This window comes from Sinomonas sp. ASV322 (assembly GCF_030908245.1).
In the GTDB taxonomy this organism is placed as follows: Bacteria; Actinomycetota; Actinomycetes; order Actinomycetales; family Micrococcaceae; genus Sinomonas.
This window is the reverse complement of the sequence record NZ_JAVFJJ010000016.1, coordinates 58,631-84,068: the sequence shown is the minus strand read 5'-3', so window position 1 is coordinate 84,068 and position 25,438 is coordinate 58,631. Positions and strand designations below refer to the sequence as shown.

Below are 25,438 nucleotides of genomic sequence, written 5' to 3'. Positions count from 1 at the left end.
TGTGTCAGGACATCGGTGACAGTTTCGTCGGTGCGGGGCCTTGTGCCGACGGGGCGGCCGTTGCTGACGTAGGTGATTCCTTTGGCCGGCCATAGGTGCTCGATCAGTAGCGTGCCCTGGTGGTCGAAGAACGCGATCCCTTCGGGATCCCAGACGATGTGGACTTGGAGTCCGGTCCTGGCGCTGCCGATCTGGAACTTCACGCCGCGGATCGTGATGCCGCCGTTGGCGGGCACGACGCGGGTGGCCGTCCCTTCCACTCCCGGGCGGATGCGTGTTGCCGCGGCGGCGCCGCGTCCCGGGACTGTGGGCTCGGGCGGTGCGGGCCTCGGCCTGGGCGGTTCGGCCTTCGGGGTCGCTTCCCAGGCCTGCAGGGGGGTGATCCTGCCGGGCAGGCCCTGATGCGGGCGCTGGGTGTTGTAGATGATGTCGAACGCGTCGACCTGTTCCTGGAGCTGGTCGATCGTCTCGGCGAGGGGCTGCTTGTCCAGCCAGCGGAAGAGGGTCTGGTGGAAGCGTTCGTTCTTGCCCTGGGTGGTGGGCTTGTTGGGCCTGCCCGTGATCGGCTCGACTCCGAGGGAGGTCACATAGATGACCAGCTGGCCGATCACGCCCCGGCGGATCGGGTTCAGCGCACTGCCGTTGTCGGTCAGGAGCCGCTGCGGCACCCCGTGGGCGGCTATCCCCTTCCTTGTCACGGCGATGGCCGCCTCCGCCGTCTCCGACCGGGCCACGTGCGATGAGACCGCGTAGCGGGAGTGGTCGTCGATGAGCTGGAAGATCACGCACTTGCGCCCGCCGGCGAGCACGTACTCCGTCGCGTCCAGCTGCCAGCACGCGTTCGGCGCCGGATACACGAACCGGCGGAACGCGGCCCGCGGCTTCTTCCTCGGCTCGGCCCGAGCGACCCCTGCCTGGCGGAACATGCGTGCCAGCGACGCCGGCGAGGGCACCGATGCCAGGCCCATGGAACGCATCTTCTCGTGCACGCTGATCGGACCGTGGTCCAGCCCGGAGCGCTCCAGCGCCGCCCGCACCCCGATGGCCTGCTGCCTCACATCGTCCGAGAGCCTGGCCGGGCTGTTCTTCGGGCGCCGCGACCTGGGCTCCAGCGCCGCGGCCGGCCCGTCCGCGGCGACCCGGGCGCGGATCGCATAGAACGTCTTCCGCGAGATCCCATGCTCGGCGCAGAACGTCGTCACCGCACCCCGAGGCGCGTTCTCCGGCCACTGAGAGATCGCGAGACGGATACGAGGATCGACAGTGGAGTTCTTCTTCACCAGCCCATCAGAGCGAAAGAAGTGTCACCACCAAGAACCCCGGAACCGTCACCGATGTCCTGAGGCAGAACTGTCACCAATGTCCCGAGACATAACACGGCGGGCGGAGGAGAGTAGAGCTGGGGAGACCGGCTGAAATGGAATACGAAACAGTTTTGCATCCTAATTCGACTTAGCTTAGGCTCGCCTTGCCTGAGGCCCCTCGGGCGCCCCTCCCGACACCACGAGGTACTCCATGACTGCGCCCGCCGCGCCCCCGGCGACAATGAACGACGCCGTTGCCGCCTACCACGACTACCTCGCCGAACGCCTCGTCGAGCTGCGAGGTCACGCCCTCACGCTCCGGGCCAACATCGGCAACGGCGCCGTCACTGCGGCGATGCAGGCGTGGCTCGACGCCCAGCAGACGTGGCAGCGAGTGGGCGCCGCCTACGGGAGCTTCGGCGATCTGGGCGACGCGATCGCACCCGGCTCGCGCGGCCTCGACGGCGGCGCCGAAAGCCCCGACTTCAAGGGGCTCCGGCGCATCGAGTACGGGCTCTGGCACGGGCAGGGCGCGGGCGAGCTCATCCCCGTCGTCGACAAGCTGCTCGAGGACATCGCCGCGCTCGAGGCCAAACTCCCCGAGACCGCCGTCGAGCCCTCCGATATGCCACTCCGGCTCCACGAGATCCTCGAGGACGCCCAACGCGACCACCTCTCGGGCCGCGGCGACCAAGGGTCCGGACTCGCGCTCGCCCTCGCACGCGCTGACGTCGAGGCCACCCAGGAAGTCCTCGAGGTGCTCCGCGGACTCCTCGAAAACCTCAAGGCCGGTTTCCCCGCCCGCCTCGACGCCGAACTGGCCGCCGTCGCCGCCGCGATCGATGCGACGCAGAGGGACGATGCCTGGGCTGACTACGCGAAGGTTCCGCGTGACGAGCGGCAAGCCGTCAACGCGGCCCTCGGCCGTGCCCTCGAATCCCTCTCGCTCGTCCCGGCGCTGTTCTCGACCGACTGATTCGGCACGGGCCCACCACCCACGCACCGGCCCGCCACCCACGCACCGGCCCACCGCCCACGCACCCACACCTAGACTCCCCGAGGCACCTTCATGCAGATCCAGCGACGTTCCTTCCTCATCGGCGCAGGCGGCGCGGCAGCCGGCGGCCTTCTCGCCGCGACGGCGGCGCACGCGGAATCCGAGGCGCCGTCCGCGCCTGCGGCAAGCTCCGACGTCGTCGATTTCCTCGGCGCGAATCAGGCGGGCGTGTACCGCCCCGCCGCCCAGCAGCAGCACGCGTGCTTCGCGGCGTTCAAAGTCCTGAGCCGCGACGCCGCCGAGCTCAGGTCGCTCCTGCAGAAGCTCACGGTCAAGGCCGGCATCCTGGGTGGCGGCCACAAGGCGAATGAGGCGCTCCCTGCGAGCGAGCTGACCGGCGTCACCGGTGCGCCGCCCATCAATTCCGGCATCATGGGCGAAGACATCCCCACCGCGGGCTTCACGATGACGCTCGGCCTCGCCGGGAGCCTCTTCGACAACCCCGCGTACGGCGTCGCGGCGAAGAAGCCCAAGGGCCTCACGGACATGAAGGTTTTCCCGAAGGACCAGATCGATCAGGAATGGACGGGAGGGGACCTCATCCTCCAGCTGTGTGCCGACTCGAGCGACATGGTCCACTACGCGCTGCGCGACATCATGAAGGCGACGCGCGGCCAGCTCCAGCTGCAGTGGAAGATCAACGGCTTCCACAACCGCCCGCGGCCGGACGGCGCGCCCCGCAACCTGTTCGGCTACAAGGACGGGATCGTGAACCCCGCCCAGGATGAGAAGCTCGTCTGGCTCGGCAAGGACTCCGGCCAGCCCGCGTGGGCCGAGGGCGGCACGTTCATGGTGGTGCGGATCATCCGCATGCTCGTCGAATTCTGGGACCGCGTGGGCCTCGGCGAGCAGGACGGCATGATCGGCCGCCACCGCGGCAGCGGCGCGCCGCTGGGGCAGGACAAGGAGACGGACGCGCCCGACTACGCCTCGGATCCGAAGGGCGAAACCATTCCCCTCGACGCGCACATCCGCCTCGCTAACCCCCGGACCAAGGAGACCGCGGGCTCGCGCATGCTGCGGCGCGGCTACAACTACGAGCTCGGCGTGGACCTCAACGGCAACCTGCAGGCCGGGCTCATCTTCGCGAGCTTCCAGCAGAACATCCAGGAGCAGTTCGAGGCGACGCAGACCCGCCTCGCGAACGAGCCCATGACCGATTACATCGAGCCGTTCGGCGGAGGGTACTTCTTCGTCGTGCCGGGCGTGCAGAAGGAGGGTGGCTTCCTGGGCGAGGGGCTGTTCGCGTAGCTCTGCTGAGCGATGGAGAACGACGGCGGCGCCGCACCGACCGTCCAGAGGCCACGTCCCGCGAGTGCCCACCCACGGGAGGTGACCTCTGGACGAAAGGCGAGAGCCGCCGTCGTTCGTCACCCACGGGAGGTGACCTCTGGACGAAAGGCGAGAGCCGACGTCGTGCGTCACCCACGGGAGGTGACCCCCGAACGACGGCTCACCCACGGGAGGTGACCCCCGAACGGTCAGGCGGGCACCTTCTCGATGTACTCGGCGAGCCCGTCGAACATCATCCGCGTCCCCTCTTCCCGCAGCGACGGGTCCTCGTTCCCGTCGAGGAACACGCCGTGCTCGGTCAATGTGAGGCGGGTGCCGTCTCCCTCCGGCTCGAACTCGAACGTCGCGAGCGAGACGGAGAGCTTCACGCCTGCGTAATGCATCTCGTAGGTGTACACGATCCGCTCGTCCTGCACGATGTCGTAGTAGTGCCCGTAGAACTCGCTCTGGTTCGCCTCGTCCGGGCCGCCGATGTTGACTTCCAAGCCGCCGGGCCGGAAATCGAGCGTCGCCTTGGTCTGGACCCAGTCGGCGGGCCCGGAAAACCACTCCTGCTTCTCCTCGAAGTCGGAGAAGGCGCGGAAGACGCGCGACGGCGGCGCGGCGAGCACGCGCGAAACGGTAAACGTGGACTGGAGCTGCTGGCTCATGATGGTTCCCTTTCGTGAGATTCAGTGGAGAGAAGGGCTTCAAGGCGGTCGAGTCGGCGTTCTTGCGGGAGCCGCCGCGCGGAGAGCCACGCTTCGGCGGCGCGGAGCGCGTTGGGCGCGAGCGTGCACGTGCGGACCCGTCCGACTTTGATCGATGTGATGACGCCGGCGTCTTCAAGCACCGCGAGGTGCTGGACGACGGCGGGGAGGCTCACCCCGAGCGGGGCGGCGAGGACGCTGACGGAGGCAGGACCTTCGCAGAGGCGCGTGAGGATCGCCCTGCGGCGCGGATCGGAGAGCGCGTGGAACACGGCATCGAGCCCGTCTCCCCCGCCTTCCGAAAACTTAAGCATGTACTTAAGTATTGTCTCAAGCGTGCAGCTGTCAAGACGCTCGGAAGTGCACCCAAAAGTCATCCAAGTCGGCGACGGATTTAAGCTGCCGGGCATAGCTTCACGTGCATGACACGACCGTCGAAATCCTCCGGAAAGTCACTCAGAACACCACAAGCCCTTCGTCGGCTGCCGCAGTTCGCCAGAGGCCGCAAGCCGCTCACGATCGTGGCCGCAAGCTGCTCTCTCGTCTTGCTGGGCGGTGGCATCGCCGTCGCATCGACGATCCCGTTCGGCCAGCAGCACGTCGGAACCGTGTACGAAAATGGCGAGCAGATCGCGTCGAACCAGGTGATCAAGCCCATTGGCGACCGCCTGATGACGCCGTTCGGCAAGATCATGAGCTCGACCGTCAGCCCCGACGGTCGCTACCTCGTCGGGACCAGCGCCGACCGCTCGGTCGACCTCCAGGTCTTCGACCTCAAGACCTACAAGCCGGTCGCTGCGGCGGGCACCCTCGCGGCCACCTCCTTCGCGGCGGCGGCGAGCAACGCGGGCTGCGTGAACCTGGCCTACCAGCACATCACCGACGGCTCCGTCGGCCAGGAAGGCCCGGCCTTCTCGCCGGACGGCAAGTTCCTCTTCGAGCCGGTCGCCACGGGCATTGTCCGCTACCCCTTCAACTCCGACGGCTCGCTCGGTGCCGGCACGAAGATCAGCATCCCGACGGCGAGCGGCAAGAAGGCCCTGACCGCGGGCATGACGTTTTCCCCCGACGGCTCGACGCTGTACGCCGCCGTGAATGGGCAGAACACGGTCGTCGCGATCGACCCGGTCGCGGGCACTGTCAAGCAGACCTTCGCCACCGGCGTCGCCCCCCGTCAGCTCAGGTTCGTCGGCACCAAGCTGTACGTCTCGAACGAGGGAGGCCGCCAGGCCGACGCCGGGGACGCGACGATGGGCTCCTACGGCACGCAGGTTCTCGCGGACACGAACCTCGGCACCTCGACGTCCGGCACGCTCAGCGTCATCGACACGGCGAACGTCTCGGCACCGGTCTCGTCGATCGACGTCCAGCTGCACCCGACGGCCATGTACCTCGACGGCTCGGCGCTGTACGTGGCCAACACGAACAGCGACACGGTCTCCGTCGTCGACACGGCGAGCAACAAGGTCGTGCAGACCATCGCGACCCAACCGTGGGCGTCGTCGAAGGTCGGCTACGAGCCGACCGCCATCACGATGCAGGGTGACCACCTGCTGGTCTCACTGGGCCGTGCCAACGCGATCGCGGTCTACAAGGTGAACAGGGCCGACCCGCGCGACCCGGCCCGCTATATCGGCCTCCTGCCGACCGACTACTTCCCGGGGAACGTCACCGCGGTGAACGGCCAGATCGTCGTCACCAACATCCGCGGCATCGACGCGCGGGGCCCGGAGCTGAGCTTCAACAAGGGCCCGGGCACGACGGTAGCAACCGGTCACGGCACGCACTCCACGACGGCCTCGCTCACCAAGTTCACGCTCCCGAGCGATGACCAGATCGAGGAGTACACCGACACGGTGTTCCAGCAGAACGGCTGGGATGGCAGCTCGGTCAAGGAATCGAAGGCCGCCGAGTCCGCCGACGTTCCGGCCGTGGCCGTTCCGAAGCGCATCGGCGACCCGTCCACGATCAAGCACGTGTTCCTCCTCGTCAAGGAAAACCGCACGTACGACCAGGTCTACGGCGACATGACGCAGGGCAACGGCGACGCCTCGCTCGCTCAGTTCGGTGCGAAGGTCACCCCGAACCAGCACGCGCTGGCCAGCCAATTCGGCCTGTATGAGAACACATACGACATCGGCACGAACTCGGCCGAGGGTCACAACTGGATGATGCAGGGCGACAACCCGGCGTACACCGAGACGAGCGCCGGCGAGTACACGCGCTCCTACGACACCGAAGAGGACGTCCTGGGCCACCAGCGCTCCGGCTTCCTCTGGACCGCGATCCAGTCCGCGGGCAAGACCGCCCGGAACTACGGCGAGTTCGAGTACCAGGAGGGCAAGCCGGCGGGCGCGACCTGGCAGCAGTACTACTGCGCGGCCACGAGCACGATGGCCGGCGGCGACCCGAACCAGCTCTTCACGCCGGCGCTGCAGATGCATGCCGGCTCGGCCATCCCGTCGCTCAACGCGATCGCTGACCCGAACGCGGCACCGTTCGACACGTCGGTGCCGGACATCTACCGCTACTCGACCTGGAAGCAGGACTTCGAGAAGAACGGTCCGAAGAGCTTCCAGATGGTGTGGCTCTCGAGCGACCACACCGGCGGTACCGCCGACCCGGAGGCCCAGGTCGCGGACAACGACCTCGCCGTGGGCAAGATCGTCGACGAGATCTCGCACTCGCAGTACTGGAAGGACTCCGCGATCTTCATCGCCGAGGACGACAGCCAGGACGGCGCCGACCACGTCGACGGGCACCGCGCGCCGGTCCAGGTCATCAGCCCGTACGCGGTGCACGGCAAGACCGTGAGCACGTTCTACTCACAGATCAACATGGTCCGCACCATCGAGCAGATCCTCGGCGCGCAGCCCCTGAACCAGAAGGTCGCCGCGGCCACGCCGATGTTCGACGCGTTCACCAACAAGGCCGACCTGACGACCTTCACGGCGGTACCGAACCAGGTCCCGCTGACCGAGGGCGTCAAGACCGCACCGGCCTGCGGCCTCGACACGCTGGGCCAGACCGGCACTGCCGCCGCCGCGGTGAACGACGCCGCGGCCAAGGCCGTGGCCGTCCCGGCCTCGATGCAGGAGATCGCCGAACAATGGGAGGACTGGTCCGAGCAGCAGCACCTGACCGGCAACGGCGCGAAGGAAGACTTCGCGAACCCGCACCTGTTCAACCGCTGGACCTGGTACCAGACCCACAACTGGTCCACCCCGTACCCCGGCGACGACAAGGTCTACGGCCCGAACGACGTGCCGGGCGTCCCGGCCGGCTCGACCGACCACGACGACTGATCGCCCCTGACCGGCGGGCATCCGCCGCTCACAGCTAGTCCGCATGCGCCGGGCTCGACGGGAACCCGCCGGGCCCGGCGCGCTGCGTTTGGGCACCGGGTCATGCAGGGACACCACGTGCCGGAGCCTTCATCTCCCGGGAGCTCAGCCGTCGCAGTTGTCGCTCGGAAGGAGGCCGAGGGTGAGCGACTGCGCGCACTTGGTGGGCACCGGGGTCGGCGCGGGACGAGAGGGAGCCGGGGCCGGCGGCGCCGGATTGGGCGCAGGCGCGGCCGGGGCGGGGGGAGCCGGGGTCGGCGCGGGCGGGGACTGGGGCGCGGAGGTCGCGGACGACGGCGCCGCTGACGGCGTCGGGGACGGCGTCGGGACCCCCGAGGGCGAAGCGCTCGGGGACGCGGGCTGCGTCGCGCTGGGCGAGCTGGACTCTGGGGCGCTCGTGCGAAGCTGGGTTCCGCGGCCCCCATCCGGCCCGCCGTTGTCGATGACAGCTCGCATGGCGGTCGCGCCGAGGGAGAGGATGAGGGCCGCGAGGGCCACCCACACGAACGCGGTCGGCACGAAGCCGGAGCCGTCCGACCGCCGCGCGCGCGACCGCCAGAACAGCGCGACAACGAGCAGGACCGCGCAGACGATGAGCACGACGACCGGCATCGCCAGAAGACCGACCACGCAGCCGCCGGCCAGGCATAGCCCGCCCGCCCACACGAGAAGGCGCGGCCACGGGCTGACACGCCGACGCGGCCGCCTCAGCCCCGGTGGCCTGTCGGCGGCCTCGGAGGTGGATCGGAGTCGACGAGGCACCGTCGGTATTCTTCCACGGTGGGCTGGAGCGCCGCGACCCGGCGGCCCGATTCTCGGGTCACCGCCGGCGGGTGATGACCCCTGAGCTGTTCCGCGAGCGAGCCGCACGCCGTACGCGCAGGACAGCGACGAGGACGACGACGACGGCCGCGAGCGCCACGGCGCACAGCACGAGGAAGGCGACGCCCAGTGCGACCGTCCCGAAGAAGACGGCGGTCGCCAGATTGATCGCCAATGTCGCCTCACCTCGCCCGGATCGCGGCGCCCCGCACATCGGGCCACCGTAGTGAGGACGACGCTACGGCGAGATCATGACGCGATTCCGCCCGTCAGCCGAGCAGCCGTGACACGTCCCCCGAGACCTCCTCCGGCCCTTCGCCCCGGCGGAACAACAACGCGGGCCCCGTCCCGGCGGGGCCCACAGCCTCGCCGCCGATCCGCGCTGAGGAGGCTCCGGCGTCGTCCGCTGTGACGCGAAGGTGGGTGCCCTCGCGGAGACCGAGCACGGGGAGCTCGTTGTCCTCGTGGAATTCCCGGAGGCGTTCGGCGCGGGTCTCGCCCGCGTGGGTGCTGGTCGGGTCCGCGTCGAGGTAGTGCGGGTTGATCTGGAACGGCACGAGGCCGAGCGTCGCGAAGCTCGGCGGCTGGACGATCGGCATGTCGTTCGTTGTGCGGAGGCTTGGGGCCGCGATGTTCGTGCCCGCGCTCGCTCCCATGTAGCGCGTCCCGGCGCGGACCGCGGCCGCGAGCGGCTCCATGAGGCCGCGCTCGTGCAGCGCCTTGACGAGGCGGAACGTGTTGCCGCCGCCCGTGAACACGGCGTCGGCGCGCTCGATCGCGCGCACGCCGCCGTTCGCCGCGTGCACACCCGTCACGTCGACGCCGTACGGCCGGAGCGCGCCGGCCACTAGTGCCGTGTAGGCGTCGTGGTCCGCCCCCGCGAACGGCACGAACACAAGGCTGCGGACCGGCGCGAGGTAGTCTCCGAGGACGTCCGCCGCGTGCTCGAGGTAGCCGCGGCCCTTGACGGTCGAGTTCGAGAAGAGCAGAAGCTCCATGGTTCAGTCCTTTCGGGCTCGGAGGCGACCCGTGAGCCGCCGTTCGATCTGCTGCGCCGCGTGGCGCAGGAGGGGGACGTGCTGTTCGGGATGGTCGAACGACTCTTCGGGCCCCGCAAGGCTCAGGCTCCCGTACGGCTCGCCGCGCACGGAGACGAGCACCGCGACGGCGGCGACGTGCGAGTCGTACTCCCCCACCGTCGCGGCGTAGCCCTGCTGCCGGATCTGCAAGAAGTCCGCCTCGAGGGCGCCGGCCTCCGTGACGGTGCGATCTGTGAAGCGGGCGACGGGCCGCCCCGCGAAGAGGAGCTGTCGCTGCTGTGCGGGAAGGTAGGCATAGAACGCCTTGCTGGTGGCGCCGGCGTGCGCGGGATACAGCTCGCCCACGAGCGGGTACATGCGCAGCGGCCCGTCCGAGCCGTCGACGGCGGCGACGGCCCGCATGTGGAGGTTGTCGGGGACCGCGAGGATCGCGCTCGCCCCGGTCTTCGCGCTGAGCTCGCGAAGGATCGGCTCGACCATCGTGCGGAGGGAGCCAGAGCGCTCCCACGCTCGGCCGACCGCCATGGCGCTTGGCCCAATCCGGTATCGCCGCGTGTCCGCGTCCGCAATGAGGAAGCCGCGGTGCGCGAGGGTCGCGAGGAGCCGCTGCGCGATCGACTTGTTGAAGCCGAATTCCTCCGCGATCTCGGTCACGCCCCATTCGGTGCGCTCGCGGTCGAAGCACAAGAGCACCTGGAGAGCGCGATCGGCGGTCTGGAGGAGGCCGTCGGGAGTCGATCGGTCGTCGGCGAACGAGTCGTCGTCGGGATGGCGCATCGCTCCGACCACCTTTCAAGTTGCGATTATCGGGAAGTCGTTGCTCATTATGACACGACGGCGTGATCGTTGACACGTAGCACCGAGCGGTGGCTCACATCGGGGACGGCCGCCCCGAGACCTCCGCCCGGCTCCCGCACTCCACAAAGGATCCCCATGCTCAAGCACGTCCTAGACGTCGTCGACCTGCTCGACAGCCCCCACGCCGACGGCGGAACCGTCGCCAAGTACCTCGAAGGCCTCTTCGCCTCGACCGCGCCGTCCATCCGGATCGAGACCGTGGAGGGCGAGTCCGGCTCCACCGACTTCGTGCGTGTGCTCATTCCCGGCCGGCACGGCAAGGCCTCGGGCGGCACGGCGCCGACACTCGGCATCGTCGGGCGACTCGGCGGCGTGGGCGCGCGGCCCGAGATCGTGGGCTTCACGTCTGACGGCGACGGAGCGGCCGCCGCCCTCGCCGCGGCCGCCAAGCTGCTCGCGATGCACGACCGCGGCGACGTGCTCGAGGGCGACGTCCTCATCGCGACCCACGTGTGCCCCGACGCCCCGACCCGCCCGCACGAGCCCGTCGCGTTCATGGATTCCCCCGTGGACATCGCGACTATGAACGCCCACGAGGTCACGCCCGAGATGGATGCCGTCGTCTCCATCGACACGACCAAGGGCAACAGCATCATCAACCACCGCGGCGTGGCACTCTCCCCGACCGTCAAGGCCGGATACATCCTGCGGGTGAGCGACGATCTCGTCCGCCTCCTCGGCGTCGTCTCGGGCGAACCCGTCGTGACGTACCCGATCACGATGCAGGACATCACCCCGTACGGGAACGGCGTCTACCACATCAACTCGATCCTCCAGCCCGCCACGGCAACGGATGCGCCCGTCGTCGGCCTCGCCATCACGGCCGCGACCCCCGTCCCCGGCTGCGCGACCGGCGCGAGCCATGAAGGTGACATCGCCACCGCAGCGCGCTTCGCCGTCGAACTCGCCAAGGATTTCGGCGCGGGCCGCGCCGCACTGCACGACGACGACGAGTACCGCACACTCTTGGGCCTCTACGGTTCCATGGCGCACCTCCAGACGCTCGGCACGAACCTCGAAACGACGGGAGCCTGACATGGCAGCAATCGGACGCGACGACTACTCACTCGCACGCGTGCCCAAGACGGAGCGCTTCGGGTTCTTCTCGATGCTCCTCCAATGGCTCGCGCAGTCGGGCTCCCTCTCCCAATTCGTGCTCGGCGCGACCCTCGGCCTCGGCATGACGTTCCATGACGCGTTCCTCGCGTTCACACTCGGCGCGGTCATCCTCGAGGTGGTCATCTTCGCGATCGGCGCGGCGGGCCAGCGCGAGGGGCTCAGCATGACGCTCCTCACGCGCTTCGCGGGCTTCGGGCGCAACGGATCGGCGCTCGTCTCGCTCGTCATCGCCGTGAGCCTCGTCGGCTGGTTCGGCGTGCAGAACGGCATCTTCGGCACATCGATGACGGCCCTCGTCGGCGGGCCTTCGTGGCTGTGGTGCGTCCTGGCCGGCCTCGCGCTCACGCTCCTCGTGATGTACGGCTTCAAGATCATGATGTGGCTCGCGCGGATCGCCGTTCCCCTGTTCTTCGGCCTCGTGGCGTTCAGCATCTGGAGCGAGCTCTCGCACCACTCGATCCCCGACCTCGTGAACATGCCGCCGAGCGGCGCCGCGATCTCGATCCCCGCCGCCGCGACGATCATCGCTGGCGGCTACATGACCGGCGCGATCACGAGCCCCGACATGACGCGATACAACCGGAAGGCGTGGCACGTTGTCGCGCAGAGTTCGTGCTCGATGATCCTGAGCGAGTACATCGTCGGCATGACCGGCGTCCTCCTCGGGCACGCCGCGGGGACGTCGAACGTCTCCAAGATCGTGCTCGGCACGTCCGGGTTCGTCGGGCTCATCATCGTGATCCTGGCGACCGCGAAGATCAACGACTGGAACCTCTACAGCAGCTCGCTCGGCATCGCGAACTTCGTCCAGACAGTGTTCGGCCGTCGAGTCCAGCGCGGCGTGATCACTGTGGCGATCGGCATCCTTGGGACCGTGCTCTCGGCGATCGGATTCCTCGACCACTTCAAGGACTTCCTCTCGCTCCTCGGTGTCGCCATCCCGCCGGTCGGCGGGATCATCGTGGCCGAATACTGGTTCGTCCGCCGGCTGCGGAAACCGCTCGACGAGACCCGCGAGTCGGGTGCAATGCCTGCCCAAGTCGCGGCATGGGTTCCGGCCTCGCTCGTCGTGTGGGTCGTCGCGTTCTGCGTGGGCAAGTTCGTCCCGTGGGGCATCCCGACCATCAACTCGCTTCTCACGGCGCTCGTGCTCTACTCGGCGCTCGCCCTGCTCGGTCTGGTCCGGCCGAGCCGTCTCGTCGACATGGAGCCGACGTCGGCGGCGGCCGAAGCCCCCGTCCCGACCCGATAGGAGGTTCACCGTGGATTTCGCAGTCGCCCAGGACGAGGTCGTCGGCCTGTGCCAAGACCTCATCCGCATCGACACGTCGAACCCGACGAGCACCGAGCTCGAGGCCGCGCGCTACGTTGCCGCCAAGCTCGAAGAGGTGGGCCTCGCCGCCGAGCTCGTCGAGTCGGCGCCGGGGCGGGCGAGTGTCTTCGCCCGCGTGACCGGAGTCGACCCGAGCCGTGGCGCGCTCGTGCTGCACGCACACCTTGACGTCGTTCCCGCCGACCCCGCGGGCTGGAGCGTGGACCCGTTCGGCGGCGACATCAAGGACGGCTACCTGTGGGGTCGCGGCGCGATCGACATGAAGGACACGGTCGCCGTCTACCTCGCCGTGGCTCGCGAACTCGCTCGCACGGGCACGACGCCGCCGCGCGATCTCGTGTTCGCGTTCCTCGCAGACGAGGAGGCGGGCGGCAAGTTCGGGAGCCACTGGCTCGTGAAGAACCGATCTGACCTGTTCGCGGGAGCCACAGAGGCGATCGGCGAGGGCGGGGGCTTCTCCTTCCCTGTCGACGACACACGGCGCCTCTACCCGATCGAGAACGCCCAGCGCGGCCAGGCCTGGCTGCGGCTCGTCGCGACGGGCCGGGCCGGCCACGGCTCCTCGCCGAACGAGGAAAACGCCGTGACGCGGCTCGCCGAGGCCGTGGCCGCGATCGGGCGGCACCGCTTCCCGCTGCACCTCGTGGACTCGGTGCGGACCCTCGCGCGGGAATTCGCCGCGCTGCGCGGCACCGAGTTCGACGAAGAGGATCCAGAGGCTTCGCTCGACCGCCTTGGACCCGCGGGCCACGAGCTCCTCGACGTCATCACGCGCAACTCCGCGAACCCGACGATGCTTGAGGCCGGGTACCAGATCAACGTCATTCCCGGGCAGGCGACGGCTGGTGTCGACGGGCGCTTCCTGCCCGGACAGGAGGAGGCGCTGCTCGCCGAGATCGACGCGCTGCTCCCCGAGGGAGTCACCCGCGAGTTCATCCATCGCGACATCGCGATGGAGACGCCGTTCGAAGGCCGGCTCGTTGACGCAATGTGCGAGGCGATCCGGTCCGAGGATCCCGACGGACACCCGGTTCCGTACTGCAACCCGGGTGGCACAGACGCAAAGGCCCTCTCGAGTCTCGGAATCCGCTGCTACGGCTTCAAGGCCCTGCGCATGCCGCACAATCTCGACTACGGAAAGCTGTTCCACGGCGTCGACGAGCGCGTCCCGCTCGACGGGCTCACGTTCGGCGTCCGCGTGGTCGGGAAGCTGGCACTCACGTGCTGAGCTGACCCATCGACGGCCAGAGGTGGCCGCACGTCGGTCGGGAGCTGGCCGCGCGTCGACCAACGTCGATGCGCGGCCACCCCTCGCCCATCCCGTGGCCGGATCTCGCCGGGGTCCCGGCGTCAGCGCGTGAGGCCTGCCCTCCGCAGTGCGTCGGCGAGTGCGGTGTCCGGGGCGGAGTCGGCGGGACGCCGCCCTTCGCCTTGGCGTCCTTGCCCGCCGCGGGCTGGGGATTGCCGCCCGTTGCCCTCGCGGCTTCGAGTCTGCCCGCGCTCGCCGCCGTCGCCCCCGGGACGCGGACGACGGCGGTCTCCGCCCCCGCGCTGTTCCCCGTCCTGCTGCTCGCCGTTCTGCCCCTGGGCGCCGCGGCCTTGGCCGGCGCGGCGCGAGCCGGGCTCGCCCGCTTCAGCAGCCACCTCGTCGTCGAGGCGCAGCGAGAGCGAGATGCGCCTGCGCGGCACATCCACGTCGATGACTTTCACCCTGACGACCTGGCCCGACTTCACGACCTCGCGGGGATCGGACACGTACTTCGAACTCATCGCGGACACGTGGACAAGGCCGTCCTGGTGCACGCCGAGGTCCACGAAAGCGCCGAACGCCGCCACGTTGGACACCGTGCCCTCGAGAATCATCCCGGGCTTGAGGTCTCCGATGGTCTCGACGCCTTCCTTGAGGGCCGCCGTCACGAATTCGGGCCGGGGGTCGCGACCTGGCCGCACCAGCTCGGCCATGACGTCCCGGACGGTCGGAAGGCCAAAGCGCTCGTCCACGAAGCTCGCGGGATCAAGGCCGCCGAGAGAGCCCGCGGAGGCTGCGCCGTCGGACGCCCTGACGCCCGCGGCGGCAAGGATTCTGTGTGCGAGACCGTACGCCTCAGGGTGCACCGCGGACGCGTCGAGGGGCTCGGAGCCGCCCGTGACGCGAAGGAAGCCGGCGCACTGCTCGAACGCCTTCGCCCCGAGGCGCGGCACCTTCTTGAGCTCGGCCCGACTCGCGAAGGGGCCGTTCGCGTCCCGGAAGTCCACGATGCTCCGGCTCAGGAGCGGCCCGACGCCCGCGACGCGGGCGAGGAGCGATGGTGAGGCCGTGTTGACATCCACGCCCACCGCGTTGACGCAATCCTCGACCACGGCATCGAGCGACCGGTCGAGCTTCGCGGGGGTGAGGTCGTGCTGGTACTGGCCCACGCCGATCGACTTCGGCTCGATCTTGACGAGCTCCGCAAGAGGGTCCTGGAGACGGCGGGCAATCGAGACCGCACCGCGAAGAGAGACATCCAGGTCGGGAAGTTCCTTGGACGCGAGCGCCGACGCCGAATACACGGAGGCCCCCGCCTCGGACACGATGACCTTCGCGGGCTTCCGCGCCGCGGCAGCGCCGCCGGCGGTCCGCTCCGCAAGCCGCGCGAGCAGCTCCCCCGCAAGGCGGTCCGTCTCGCGGCTCGCCGTACCGTTGCCGACCGCGACGAGCTCGATTCCGTGCTTCGCGGCAAGGGCCTCGAGGCTCGCGAGGGAATCGTTCCACTTGTTCGCCGGCGCGTGCGGGTAGATCGTCGCGGTGTCGACGACCTTGCCCGTCCCGTCGACGACCGCGACCTTGACGCCCGTGCGCAGTCCCGGGTCGAGGCCGAGGACTGCGCGATTGCCTGCGGGCGCTGCGAGCAGGACGTCGCGGAGATTCGCGGCGAAGACGCGCACGGCCTCCTCCTCGGCCGCCTCGAAGAGCCGGCCGCGCAGGTCCGTCTCAAGCCTCGGCTGGAGCCGGCCCCGCCACGCGATCCGCACCGTCTGGGCCAGCCATTTCGCAGCGGGCCCGTTCGCCGCACCGCGGACGCCGAGGGCGTGCGCGACCGCGGCCTCGTAGCCCGCGCGGGCCTCGTCGAGCCCCGCCTCGTCGCGCGGGTCCGCCTCCGCGAGCGAGACCGTGAGCGCCCCCTCGCGTTCGCCGCGGAGGAGGGCGAGCACGCGGTGGCCTGGGAGCGACGCGATCGGCTGGACGTAGTCCGCGTAGTCGGCGTACTTCCCGGCGAGTTCGGCGGCGACACCTTCGACCGCCGCCGCCGCGACGCTTCCGCCCTTCCACAGGCGCTCGCGCAGTTCGGCGACAAGCTCGGCGCTCTGGCCGACGCGTTCGGTGAGGATCGCGCGGGCCCCCGCGAGCGCGTCCGCCGCCGAGGGCACTCCCCGTTCGTCGCTCACGAACGCCGCCGCGGCATCCTCGGGAAGCTTCGACGGGTCGGCGATGAGCGCGTCGGCGAGCGGCTCGAGCCCGGCCTCGCGCGCGATCTGCGCCTTGGTCCGGCGCTTCGACTTGTACGGCAGGTAGAGGTCTTCGAGCTCGGCCTTGGTCGCAGCACGGACGACGGCGTCGCGCAGCTGGTCGGTCAGGGCGCCCTGCTCCTCGATCGCCTTGAGCACGGCACCACGACGGTCCTCGAGCTCGCGCAAGTACCGCAGGCGCTCCTCAAGCTCGCGCAGCTGGGTGTCGTCGAGCGTCCCCGTGACCTCTTTGCGGTAGCGCGCGATGAACGGAACGGTCGCCCCGCCATCGAGCAGCCCCACGGCGGCGGCAACCTGCCACGGCTTGACGCCAAGCTCTGCCGCGATGGTCCCGTTGATCTTCTGCGCGATCGCGTCCCCGGAGGGCGCAGCCGGCGCGGTGCCGGAGGCCGGGCCGCGGGGCGCGAAAGTGGAACGGGGCGGTGCAACGGGGTCGATCACGGTCAATACTCTGCCCTATCCCACCGACATTCCGCGCACGGGCCTCAGCCCAGGCCCACGCTCCACGCGAGCGCCGCCGAGGAAAGGCCTGCGCGTGCGAGGGCGACGAGCGCGTTCCCGACGCCCGCGATCGCGTAACAGCTCACGGGAACGAGCAGGAGCCATTCTCGCCACGACCCAGCGTCGCCCAGGATCGGGATGGAGAAGTGCCCGCCTCGCCGCCACATCCAGCCGAGGACCGGGACCTTGGCGAAGCTGCGCGGCCGTTTGAACGCGATAGGCCACAGGAGGTTGCAGCCCCCGGTCGTGAGCATGTCGCCTGCGACGTGGACGGCGGAGCCGAGGGCGACGGCGAGTGGGAACCAGTTCTGCTCGCGCGGTGCGAAGACCGCGATGAACGCCGCGAGCGGGAGCGCCACGAGCCATGGGAGCCGCCGCAGGCGATCGGGCAGCACGCCGAGGACCTTCGCGGCGAACGAGACAAGGAGGAGCGAGACGACGCCCGCTCCCACGTGCACGGCGCCGAAGCCCGGAACGTCCACGGTCCAGAGCCCCGCCGCCCACGCGAGCGCCGTGAACGCTGCGATCCCGAGGAGCGAATGGGTTCCGTTGCGGTGCCCGCCAGAGACGGCGCCGATGCCAGTGCAGAGGACCCGGGAGACGGGCGGAAGCGAGTGGGCGATCGTCGCGCTCGGGTGGTCGGCGTCGGGAAGGAGGGCGGCCCCAGCGGTCACGAGCGCCCCAGCCACGACGCCAAGGGGCGTCGCGTGCACGACCGGCCAGCCGACGTCGAACGCCCACGGGCCGAGCCCGAGGGCTTCGGTCACCGGGGCAAGTCCGATGTGAAGCCGCGTGGTCACGGCTACCCATGCCGCCGCGCCGCACGCGGCATGGTGGGGTCCCATCATCCGGCCGAATCCTCCCTCTGACCTGCGGATACGCGCCGAATGCGCTCCCCTACCCTACCCCCAGGGCGGGGACGGGAGGTTCAGGCGAGGCAGTCCGCGCAGGCACCAGCCCCGAGGTCTCCGTCGCGCAGCACGGCACCGCATGCGCGACACTCGGCGTGCAGGGCGAGATCAGTGCAGTCCGCACAGCGGAACTCCTCGAACAGGGCGAGTCCGCGGCCGCAGTCGAGGCAGAGGTCCTCGGCGAGCCGCAGGCCAGTAGGCCGAGTCCCCGGTGAATGGTGCAGGAACTGGGCCAGATCAACCTGCGTCAAATGAACATCGTCAACAGCAAGTGCGCTCATATTCCGAGGCTAGGATCCCCCACCGACAAAATAACGGCGCCACCCCGATGGCACGGGAATCGGGCGTAGGCTGTGGGGAATGGCGCGCTACTTCGACGTCCACCCCGTAGACCCCCAGCCCCGGCTGATCGGCCGGATCACCCAGATCCTGCGCGACGGCGGCCTCATCGCCTACCCGACCGACTCGTGCTACGCGATTGGGGCGCAGATGGGCAACCGCGAGGCGCTCGATCGCATCCGCCAGATCAGACGGCTCGACGACAAGCACCATTTCACGCTCGTGTGCCGAGACTTCGCCCAGCTCGGCCAGCTCGTCAACGTGGACAACGATGTGTTCCGGGCGATCAAGGGCGTCACCCCCGGCCCCTACACGTTCATCCTCCCGGCCACGCGCGAGGTCCCGCGGCGCATGCTGCATCCCAAGAAGAAGACGGTCGGCGTCCGCATTCCGGACAACAACGTCGTGCGAGCCCTCGTGTCCGAGCTCGGCGAGCCGATCCTCTCCTCGACACTGCTCCTGCCCGGGGACGAGGACCCGCTCATCGACGGCTGGGACATCAAGGAACGGCTCGACAACATGCTCGACGCCGTCGTCGATGCGGGCGATTGCGGAACCGATCCGACGACCGTCATCGACTTCTCGGACGGCTACGCCGAGGTCGCGCGGCACGGGGCCGGGGACGCGTCCCGCTTCGAGTAGTCGCGCCCGCCGGAACCCGACCGCCGGAACCCGCCCGCCGGAGCCCGCCTGCAGGCGGCCGCCAGCGCCTCCTATCCGGTTGTGATTTCCCAATCGGTCCGGAACGCGGCGAGTCCCGAGCAGCCGCGACGTGGGGGCGGGAAGAAACGGACAGGAAGGCGCGCCGTCTCCTCACCGCACCGTCCCGGATCACATCATGACCGCGCCGCCCGTGACATCAAGAACGACGCCGGTGATCCACGCCGCGTCATCCGAGGCCAGGAACGCGGCGGCTTTCGCGACGTCTTCGGGCGTCCCGAGGCGCCGGAGCGGGTGATAGCCGGCCATCGCGGCCTGCTGCTCGCCCGGAATCCGGGCGCGGTTGCGCTCGGTGAGGATCGTCTCAGGGGCGATGCAGTTCACGCGGACGCCGAATGGACCGGCCTGCGCCGCGGCGTCCTGCGTCAGGAGCGCGATCGCCGCCTTCGCCGCGCCGTACGGGATCGGGGCGCGCGCGTCGGGCCGCCGTCCCGCAGACGACGCGATGGTAACGATCGAGCCGCGGCCGCGCTCCTTCATCCCGGGGAGGAAGCTCTTGAGGGTGAGGAACGTCGCGGTCAGGTTGCCGTCGATGGTCGCGCGCCAGCAGTCCTCGGGGATGTCCTCAAGCTGAGCGGGCGGCGTGAAGTTCCCGCCCGCATTGGCGACGAGAACGTCAACGGGCCCCAGCCCCTCTTCGACCTGCCGCCGCAGCGCTTCGAGCTCGGCGAAGCTCGTCACGTCGCCGCTGACCCCCACGGCCGTGCCGCCGTCGCGCGCGAGCGTCGCGACGACGTCGTCCACTGCGCCCCTGTCCCGTCCATGGACGGCGACTGCCGCACCTTGGCGTGCGAGTTCGACGGCGATACCCGCGCCGATGCCGCGGGAGCTGCCGGTAACAAGGGCCACTCGGCCGTCGAGCCTGTTGTCCATGCCAGAGTCCTTCCGGGGCCAAGAGCGTCTTGCGGGCGGCGTTCCCCACTCTTCCACAGGGCTATTCCCCTGCACAGGCTTCACGCCCCGCCAGGCGGGCCCTGGGCCGTGCCAGCAGATCAATGATTTCCAGGCGGGTCTCCTCAAGCACGTCGTCGGGATCGACGACCACGGCGCCGTCGTCCGACGCGCGGGAATCATGGGCATCGTCTCGCGCGACGGGAGCGTGGCCCCCGGGGGCCACCATCGCCGTCGAACTCCCGCCCTTGCCGCACTTCCCCCTCACCCGAGTCTGAGCCTCGCTCGGAATTCGCCGTCAGGATCGGTCGGCGCCCGGAAATAGTGTGGGCGTCAGGGAGTCCTACCGAGGGGGTGCGCATGAGTGTGATGGACGCGAGCCTTTCCGAGGCTCGCGAAGAGCCCGCCGAAGCAGTGGATGAGAAGGCGTTCGCCGCGTTCTATCGCCGCTATTACTGGATGATCTTTGCGTTCGCGAATCGTCGGCTGAGCGATGAGGAAACCGCGCGCGAGATCGCGGCAGACACTTTTCGCATTGCGTGGTCGAAAATCGCCGATCGAGGAGACCACGAGCTCGCGTGGCTCTATGGCATCGCCCGCAATCTCATCGGGAACGAATATCGGCGCCAACTTCGGGAGCGCGCGCTCTTGGCGCGCATTCAGCACGACACGTCCCACGCGGACAGCGAATCGGCGGCGGACCTCATCCGGGAGGCGCTGCTCGAACTCCGCTACAAAGACCGGGACATTCTCTATCTGACCTATTGGGAAGAGTTGAGCGCCTCCCGTCTGGCCGAGGTCCTCGGCTGTTCCGAAGCATCGGCGTGGAAGCGGGTCAGCCGGGCGCGAAAGGCGCTCAAAGACATTTTGGCGAAGAAGGGACATGGCCATGGAAACGCTTGATCACGAACTCCGAGCCGCCAACCCGGTGCCGCTCACCGAAGCGAAGCCGCTCGACCTCCGCGCCGAGCTCGACCTCCGCGCGATTCTCGGCGGGTCCGGCCGGGATCCACGGCACGCGCCGCGTCGTGTCGTCGGACGACGCGCGGTCCTCATCGGGGTCGGCGCGGCGGCAGCGGCCGCTGCGGGCGCCATCGCGACGGTCTCGTGGCCTCGGGACGCGGGGAGCCCCGTGGGTCCGGCCGTGGCCGAGGCGGCAGGGCCGAAGATGCTCGACGTCCGCCCGCTCTCCGTGACCGCCGCAGACGTCATCGCCGCCGCGCGCAAGAAGCTCCTGGCCCCGGATCCGGCCGGGTTCAAACCGGGGTACTACACGCGCAACAGCTGGATTGCCGGAAACGAATCACTGCCCGGCGGGAAGTCCGGCGCGCCCTACGTACTGCCGCAGACGATCACGATCCGCCGCGAGGCAGACGGAACCGGCACGATGACGCGAGTTGTCGGGCAGCCCTTCTCGCCGACGAGCCCGGACGTCAAGTACGCGCTTCCGCCGATTCGCGACGACTCGCCGCAGGGCAACGGAAGGCCCGTCAAACCCGGGGAGGCTTGGACTGTTCCACTCGACCCCAAACTTTCGCCCGACGTCCGCAAGACACCGAAGGGAGATCCCTACCCCAAGCCACCGGCAGACGATGCCTCGATGGCCGCATGGATCCACGACTTCCAGAGCAAGTACGGAGCCGTGGTCTACGAGGACGCGCAGGGCGTGTTCCAGATGATGGAGGTCATGTCGCGCGATCGGAACCTCTCGAACGCCCAGCAGCGCGCCTACCTTTCGGTGGTCGACGCGCTACCGGGGGTCACGGCGCTCGGGGCCGTGACGGACCGCCTCGGTCGGCCAGGCACCGCCATCTACTTGGACTCGCCCAAGGACTGGGGCACGTACCGCAGCATCCTCGTCATCGACGACGCGACGGGTCGGATCCTCGACGTCGAAGAGGACTACATCGCCGGTCCCGCCAACGGAAAGAAGCCCCCGGCGCCCGTCCCGAGCGTGTGGTCGTACACAGCCTTCGCGGACGCGTGACCTAGCGCGGCTCCCCCGAACTGGCCACAGCACCACCCGGTTCCCGTTCTCGGCTTCGGCGCCCCCTCCGGACGCCGAAACCGAGCGCGGCAACGGCACCCATCGTGACCGCGGCGAGCGAGATAGCCGTGTGCAGGCCCCATCGGTCGGCGATCGCGCCGGCCGTGAGCGGGCTCAGGATGAACGCGGTGTAGCCGACGCTCGTCACGAAGCCCACCGCTCGCCCCGAGTGTCCGGCTGGCGCCGCGCGTCCGGCGATCGACATCCCGAGCGGGACGATCGGCGAGAGGGCAAAGCCCACGACGGCGAAGCACCCCAAGGCCGCCCACCCCGCGGGAGCGTAGAGGCCGGCCGCCGTCGCCGCCGAGGCCACGGTCCCCACGATGACGAGGACCGTCCGCTCCTTCACGCGCGAGAGGGTCCGCTGGAAGACGATCCGCCCGCCCCACGAGGCGGCGTGGAACGCGGCGAGCACGCCTCCCGCGAGCACCACGTCATGCCCGTCGATCCGCAGATAGGTCGAGAGGAACGTCTCGAGAATCCCGTCTCCGAAGAAGCAGAAGAACACGATCGCTGTCGCGAGCAGCACGAGCGGGCCGAGGAACCTTGCTCGCGGCTCACCGGCAGGAGCGGGCGACGGGCGGGCGGCCTGCGGCAGCCGCCCGAACGCAACGACGAGCGCAGTCGCCGCGAGCATGAGCCCCAGCGCGAGGAACGTCGGCCGGAATCCGATTCCGACCGCGAGTCCGACGGCGCAGCTCCCCGCGCCGGCAGCCGCCCCGAGGCTGAACCACGAGTGGAATCCGGTCATCGTGTGGGCCCCGGCGGCCCGCTCGTAGTCGCTTGCCACAGTATTGACACCGAGGTCCACGATGCTGATCGAGAGTCCGAGTGCCACGTTGGCCGCGAGGAACTGAACGAAGGAATCGACGGCGCTCATCGCGGCGAACGCGGCACCGGCGCCGGCGAATCCGGCCACGAGCGCGGGGCGACGGCCGAGGCGGTCGACGACGAGGCCTCCGCCGGCGAGCGTCGCGATTCCCGCGAGGACTCCTGCCGACGAGGCGAGTCCCAGTTCGCCCGGCGTGAGGCCGAGGGCAGGGACGAGGTCGGAGAGTTGGACGGCCCGGACCCCAACATGGAATCCGAGCATGGCAAAGCACAGGGCCACGAGGGCCCCAGATGGGCGGGTCATGAAGAACCTCATTCACGAAGGCAGCGGACAGGGAGCCGCGCCCTTCCCTAGGGTTCCCGGAGGGTGGCCGTGACGCGTGGAGCGTCAGGGAATCAGGGGCAGGACGCGCGGAGCGGAGCGCGTCCCTTGTATCTCGCCTTCGTCGGCAACGACGTCCAGAGGTGCCTTCACCCCTTCAGAGTACCCGGCCGTCCACTCGGCGGGCCGCTCCTTCGGCGGAGCTCTCCACAGGGACGAGTTCGCCGTCGGCCCCGACAAGCCAGGCCCAGCCGGCCGCCCGGAGGAACGGCAGGTCGCTCGGGTGGTCGCCGTAGGCCTCGCACCGCGCGAGCTCGATGCCAAAGGCCTCGGCGTGGGCTCGCACGCGGAGTGCCTTGGCGTCCCCGACGAGAGGGGCGTCGATTGCACCCGTGTAGCGCCCGTCCGGGCCGGTCTCGAGTTCGGCGCACAGCAGCTCGAGGTCGGGGAGACGCTCGAGCACGTGTCTCAGCGCCGGCCGGAAGGACGCGGTCACGGCGACGAGCCGGGACCCCTGGAGCCGCGCGCGCTCGAGCCGGAGCGCCACGCCCTCGTGGAACAGCCCGTCGCGCCTGCCGAGGCCCTCGGCCCACGCGTGGGCGACGGCGTCGACGTCGTCCGCGGCCCGCCCGGCCCACCATGTGAAGTAGTGCGTGTTCGTGGCCGTTCGCGGCTCCCCGGCCGCGGCCCGCTCGCGGAGCGAGGCGAGGAACGCACGGCCCTCGGGCTCGACGCCGCGGAGGCGGGCGTCGAAGAGGAGGAAGTCGAAGATCGTCGTGTACCGCGTGATCGTGCCGTCGACGTCGGCGTAGACGGCCTGCGGAAAGGATTCGCGCGGCGGCGGGGTGGAGGCTCTGGGCGGCACGGCCCAGAGCCTAGTCGACTCCGCAAGGCCGCGCAGGAGGGTACTTCGAAGTGCCTGGGGCACCTCAAAGTGCCTTCTTCCGCTGCTCCCGAACGAGTGGGAACGATGGAAGGGACCCACTGGCGTTCGAAAGGAAGACCCATGCCCTCGATCCTCCACGTCAACGCGAGCCCCCGCGAGGCCCACAGCCAGTCGCTCCAGCTCGCCCGCCTCTTCCTCGACACCGTGCGCGAGCACACCCCGGGTGTCGAGGTCGAGACCCTCAACCTCTTCGACCAGGGCGTCCTGCCGGAGTTCGGGACCACGGCCGCACAGGCCAAGATGGCCATCTTCACAGGGCAGGACCAGACCCCCGCCCAGATGCGCGCATGGGAGGACGCCCGCGCGGTCTTCGACCGCTTCGCGGCCGCCGACGCGTATGTGTTCAACATCCCCATGTGGAACGCTGGCGTCCCCTACGCGCTCAAGCAGTGGGTCGACATTGTGACCCAGCCCGGCTGGAGCTTCGGCTTCGACCCGGAGACCGGGTACCGCGGCCTCATGGAGAACAAGCACGCCGTCGCGATCCACACGTCGGGCGTCTTCACGCCGGGCATCGACCCTGCCTTCGGCTCGGACTACTCGAGCACGTTCTTCGCGGACTGGCTCGAGTTCGTCGGCATCGAGGACGCGGCCCACATCCGGTTCGCTCCGACCGTTCTCAACGCTGACCCCGAGGCGACGCGCCTCGTCGCGGAGGCGGAGCTCGCCGCGCACGCCCCACGCTTCGCGGCGCGCCTCGAATCCGCCCTCGTGAGGGACTGACCATGGCGCTGCGGCTCGGCATCTCGGGGACCTACTCCTCGGGCAAGACCTTTACGTCCATGGCCCTCTCGCACTACACGGGCCTTCCGCGCACGAAGGCGCGCACCATGCGCGAGATCCTGCCCGAGGCCGCTCCCGGGAAGACCCTTGAGCAGTGCACGGCCACGCAACTCATCCAGATGATCGTGACGCGGCACGTTGAGCGCGCCGTCTACGAGTCGCAGCTCGCGGAGACGGGCTTCGTCTCGGACGGCTCATCGCTGCAGGAATGGATCTACGGTTCGGTGCGCGTGCGGCTCGGGCTCAACCCGAACAGCTCAGCCCACCTCGCCGCGGGCGAGAGTGTAGAGCTCACCCCGGAGCTCGCGTACTTCGGCGAGGTCATGGCCTCCCTGGGGAACAGCTTCAAGCTCCACGTGCGGAAGTCGTTCGACGCGTTCGTGCACTTGCGCCACGAGCTTCCCCTCTCGGCCGACGGCCACCGGCCCGTCAACGAGAACTTCCGGACGATGTCCGACGAGATCCTCCAGACGACGATGGACGAGCTCGGCATTCCCTTCCACGTCGTGTCGGGGACGGTCGAGGAGCGCCTGCTCCAGGTGGCCGCCCACTTCGGGCTCGCCGTCAGGATGCGGCCCGAGGACGCGATCGAGCTCGCCGCCGCCGAGTACGCGGCGCTCGACGTCCGGCCGGAGGAGGAGCGCTCCACGATCTCTGCCTGACGGCTTTCTGCCTAACGGCAGGGCACACTCCGGCACTCGCTGCCGGATCACGCACCGCAGGAGCGGTGTGCACGACGACGGCGGCCCGGTCCGCGACGCGCAACGCGGCGCAGGCC

The 25,438-nt window shown here is 69.6% G+C and carries 24 protein-coding genes; 11 read left to right on the top strand and 13 right to left on the bottom strand.

Annotation, left to right across the window (positions count from 1 at the left end; translation table 11 throughout):
• Positions 1 to 1,202, bottom strand: a 1,202-nt coding sequence (locus RBS12_RS17260; protein WP_307967378.1) for an IS481 family transposase, incomplete at its 3' end; no start/stop codon positions are given.
• A gap of 313 nt (positions 1,203 to 1,515) precedes the next feature.
• Between RBS12_RS17260 and RBS12_RS17255 the strand changes: the two genes are divergently transcribed.
• Both RBS12_RS17255 and RBS12_RS17250 read left to right on the top strand, forming a co-directional pair.
• A complete protein-coding gene (locus tag RBS12_RS17255; RefSeq protein WP_307967376.1) occupies positions 1,516 to 2,280 on the top strand; it encodes an EfeM/EfeO family lipoprotein in 765 nt (254 codons plus the stop codon).
• A 93-nt stretch (positions 2,281 to 2,373) separates the two neighbouring features.
• Entirely contained in the window at positions 2,374 to 3,612 is a 1,239-nt protein-coding gene (locus tag RBS12_RS17250) for a Dyp-type peroxidase (protein ID WP_307967375.1), read from the top strand.
• A 230-nt stretch (positions 3,613 to 3,842) separates the two neighbouring features.
• Here the strand turns inward: RBS12_RS17250 and RBS12_RS17245 are convergent, their stop codons facing one another.
• Together RBS12_RS17245 and RBS12_RS17240 are read right to left on the bottom strand one after the other, a co-directional pair.
• Entirely contained in the window at positions 3,843 to 4,304 is a 462-nt protein-coding gene (locus RBS12_RS17245; protein ID WP_307967374.1) for an SRPBCC family protein, read from the bottom strand.
• Entirely contained in the window at positions 4,301 to 4,657 is a 357-nt protein-coding gene (locus tag RBS12_RS17240) for a metalloregulator ArsR/SmtB family transcription factor (RefSeq protein WP_307967373.1), read from the bottom strand. The genes RBS12_RS17245 and RBS12_RS17240 overlap by 4 nt, the downstream gene beginning before the upstream one ends.
• Before the next feature lie 207 nt (positions 4,658 to 4,864).
• Between RBS12_RS17240 and RBS12_RS17235 the strand changes: the two genes are divergently transcribed.
• A complete protein-coding gene (locus tag RBS12_RS17235; protein WP_307967372.1) occupies positions 4,865 to 7,648 on the top strand; it encodes an alkaline phosphatase family protein in 2,784 nt (927 codons plus the stop codon).
• 144 nt (positions 7,649 to 7,792) lie between these two features.
• On the opposite strand, the gene RBS12_RS17230 is transcribed toward RBS12_RS17235, so the two are convergent.
• From RBS12_RS17230 to RBS12_RS17215, 4 genes are all read right to left on the bottom strand, one after another.
• A complete protein-coding gene (locus RBS12_RS17230) occupies positions 7,793 to 8,317 on the bottom strand; it encodes a hypothetical protein (protein ID WP_307967371.1) in 525 nt (174 codons plus the stop codon).
• Between the two features lie 190 nt (positions 8,318 to 8,507).
• Complete coding sequence (locus RBS12_RS17225; RefSeq protein WP_307967370.1) at positions 8,508 to 8,684, bottom strand: hypothetical protein; 177 nt, start codon at positions 8,682 to 8,684, stop codon at positions 8,508 to 8,510.
• A 94-nt stretch (positions 8,685 to 8,778) separates the two neighbouring features.
• A complete protein-coding gene (pepE, locus tag RBS12_RS17220; RefSeq protein ID WP_307967369.1) occupies positions 8,779 to 9,507 on the bottom strand; it encodes a dipeptidase PepE in 729 nt (242 codons plus the stop codon).
• Positions 9,508 to 9,510: 3 nt separating this feature from the next.
• Positions 9,511 to 10,326 carry an IclR family transcriptional regulator gene (locus RBS12_RS17215; protein ID WP_307967368.1) on the bottom strand — a complete coding sequence of 272 codons (816 nt, stop codon included), beginning with the start codon at positions 10,324 to 10,326 and terminating at the stop codon, positions 9,511 to 9,513.
• A gap of 156 nt (positions 10,327 to 10,482) precedes the next feature.
• Between RBS12_RS17215 and RBS12_RS17210 the strand changes: the two genes are divergently transcribed.
• From RBS12_RS17210 to RBS12_RS17200, 3 genes are read left to right on the top strand one after another with little or no spacing between them, the layout of a single operon-like run.
• A complete protein-coding gene (locus RBS12_RS17210; RefSeq protein ID WP_307967367.1) occupies positions 10,483 to 11,442 on the top strand; it encodes a DUF1177 domain-containing protein in 960 nt (319 codons plus the stop codon).
• A 1-nt stretch (position 11,443) separates the two neighbouring features.
• Complete coding sequence (locus tag RBS12_RS17205) at positions 11,444 to 12,778, top strand: cytosine permease (protein ID WP_307967366.1); 1,335 nt, start codon at positions 11,444 to 11,446, stop codon at positions 12,776 to 12,778.
• 10 nt (positions 12,779 to 12,788) lie between these two features.
• Positions 12,789 to 14,087, top strand: a complete 1,299-nt coding sequence (locus RBS12_RS17200) for a M20/M25/M40 family metallo-hydrolase (protein ID WP_307967364.1) — start codon at positions 12,789 to 12,791, stop codon at positions 14,085 to 14,087.
• Between the two features lie 122 nt (positions 14,088 to 14,209).
• On the opposite strand, the gene RBS12_RS17195 is transcribed toward RBS12_RS17200, so the two are convergent.
• The 3 genes from RBS12_RS17195 to RBS12_RS17185 all read right to left on the bottom strand — a co-directional run bounded on the left by RBS12_RS17195 (position 14,210) and on the right by RBS12_RS17185 (position 18,062).
• Entirely contained in the window at positions 14,210 to 16,720 is a 2,511-nt protein-coding gene (locus RBS12_RS17195) for a Tex family protein (protein WP_307967377.1), read from the bottom strand.
• A gap of 134 nt (positions 16,721 to 16,854) precedes the next feature.
• On the bottom strand, positions 16,855 to 17,718 hold the full coding sequence (locus RBS12_RS17190) for a metal-dependent hydrolase (RefSeq protein WP_307967363.1): 864 nt from the start codon (positions 17,716 to 17,718) through the stop codon (positions 16,855 to 16,857).
• 80 nt (positions 17,719 to 17,798) lie between these two features.
• Positions 17,799 to 18,062 carry a hypothetical protein gene (locus RBS12_RS17185; RefSeq protein ID WP_307967362.1) on the bottom strand — a complete coding sequence of 88 codons (264 nt, stop codon included), beginning with the start codon at positions 18,060 to 18,062 and terminating at the stop codon, positions 17,799 to 17,801.
• A 79-nt stretch (positions 18,063 to 18,141) separates the two neighbouring features.
• Here RBS12_RS17185 and RBS12_RS17180 point away from each other — a divergent pair, with 79 nt between their 5' ends.
• Positions 18,142 to 18,762, top strand: coding sequence for an L-threonylcarbamoyladenylate synthase (locus tag RBS12_RS17180; protein WP_307967361.1), 621 nt, complete (start codon positions 18,142 to 18,144; stop codon positions 18,760 to 18,762).
• A gap of 189 nt (positions 18,763 to 18,951) precedes the next feature.
• Here RBS12_RS17180 and RBS12_RS17175 read toward each other — a convergent pair whose 3' ends face one another.
• Positions 18,952 to 19,713, bottom strand: coding sequence for an SDR family NAD(P)-dependent oxidoreductase (locus tag RBS12_RS17175; RefSeq protein WP_307967360.1), 762 nt, complete (start codon positions 19,711 to 19,713; stop codon positions 18,952 to 18,954).
• Positions 19,714 to 20,091: 378 nt separating this feature from the next.
• Here RBS12_RS17175 and RBS12_RS17170 point away from each other — a divergent pair, with 378 nt between their 5' ends.
• Positions 20,092 to 20,634 carry a sigma-70 family RNA polymerase sigma factor gene (locus RBS12_RS17170; RefSeq protein ID WP_307967359.1) on the top strand — a complete coding sequence of 181 codons (543 nt, stop codon included), beginning with the start codon at positions 20,092 to 20,094 and terminating at the stop codon, positions 20,632 to 20,634.
• Positions 20,621 to 21,718, top strand: a complete 1,098-nt coding sequence (locus tag RBS12_RS17165; protein ID WP_307967358.1) for a hypothetical protein — start codon at positions 20,621 to 20,623, stop codon at positions 21,716 to 21,718. The genes RBS12_RS17170 and RBS12_RS17165 overlap by 14 nt, the downstream gene beginning before the upstream one ends.
• Before the next feature lies 1 nt (position 21,719).
• On the opposite strand, the gene RBS12_RS17160 is transcribed toward RBS12_RS17165, so the two are convergent.
• Positions 21,720 to 22,913: an MFS transporter gene (locus RBS12_RS17160; protein WP_307967357.1), complete on the bottom strand. Its 1,194-nt coding sequence runs from the start codon at positions 22,911 to 22,913 to the stop codon at positions 21,720 to 21,722.
• Between the two features lie 175 nt (positions 22,914 to 23,088).
• Entirely contained in the window at positions 23,089 to 23,796 is a 708-nt protein-coding gene (locus RBS12_RS17155) for an HAD-IB family phosphatase (RefSeq protein WP_307967356.1), read from the bottom strand.
• 141 nt (positions 23,797 to 23,937) lie between these two features.
• Between RBS12_RS17155 and RBS12_RS17150 the strand changes: the two genes are divergently transcribed.
• On the top strand, positions 23,938 to 24,600 hold the full coding sequence (locus tag RBS12_RS17150) for an NAD(P)H-dependent oxidoreductase (RefSeq protein WP_307967355.1): 663 nt from the start codon (positions 23,938 to 23,940) through the stop codon (positions 24,598 to 24,600).
• 2 nt (positions 24,601 to 24,602) lie between these two features.
• Entirely contained in the window at positions 24,603 to 25,322 is a 720-nt protein-coding gene (locus tag RBS12_RS17145; RefSeq protein WP_307967354.1) for an AAA family ATPase, read from the top strand.
• The last annotated feature ends 116 nt before the right edge of the window (positions 25,323 to 25,438 follow it).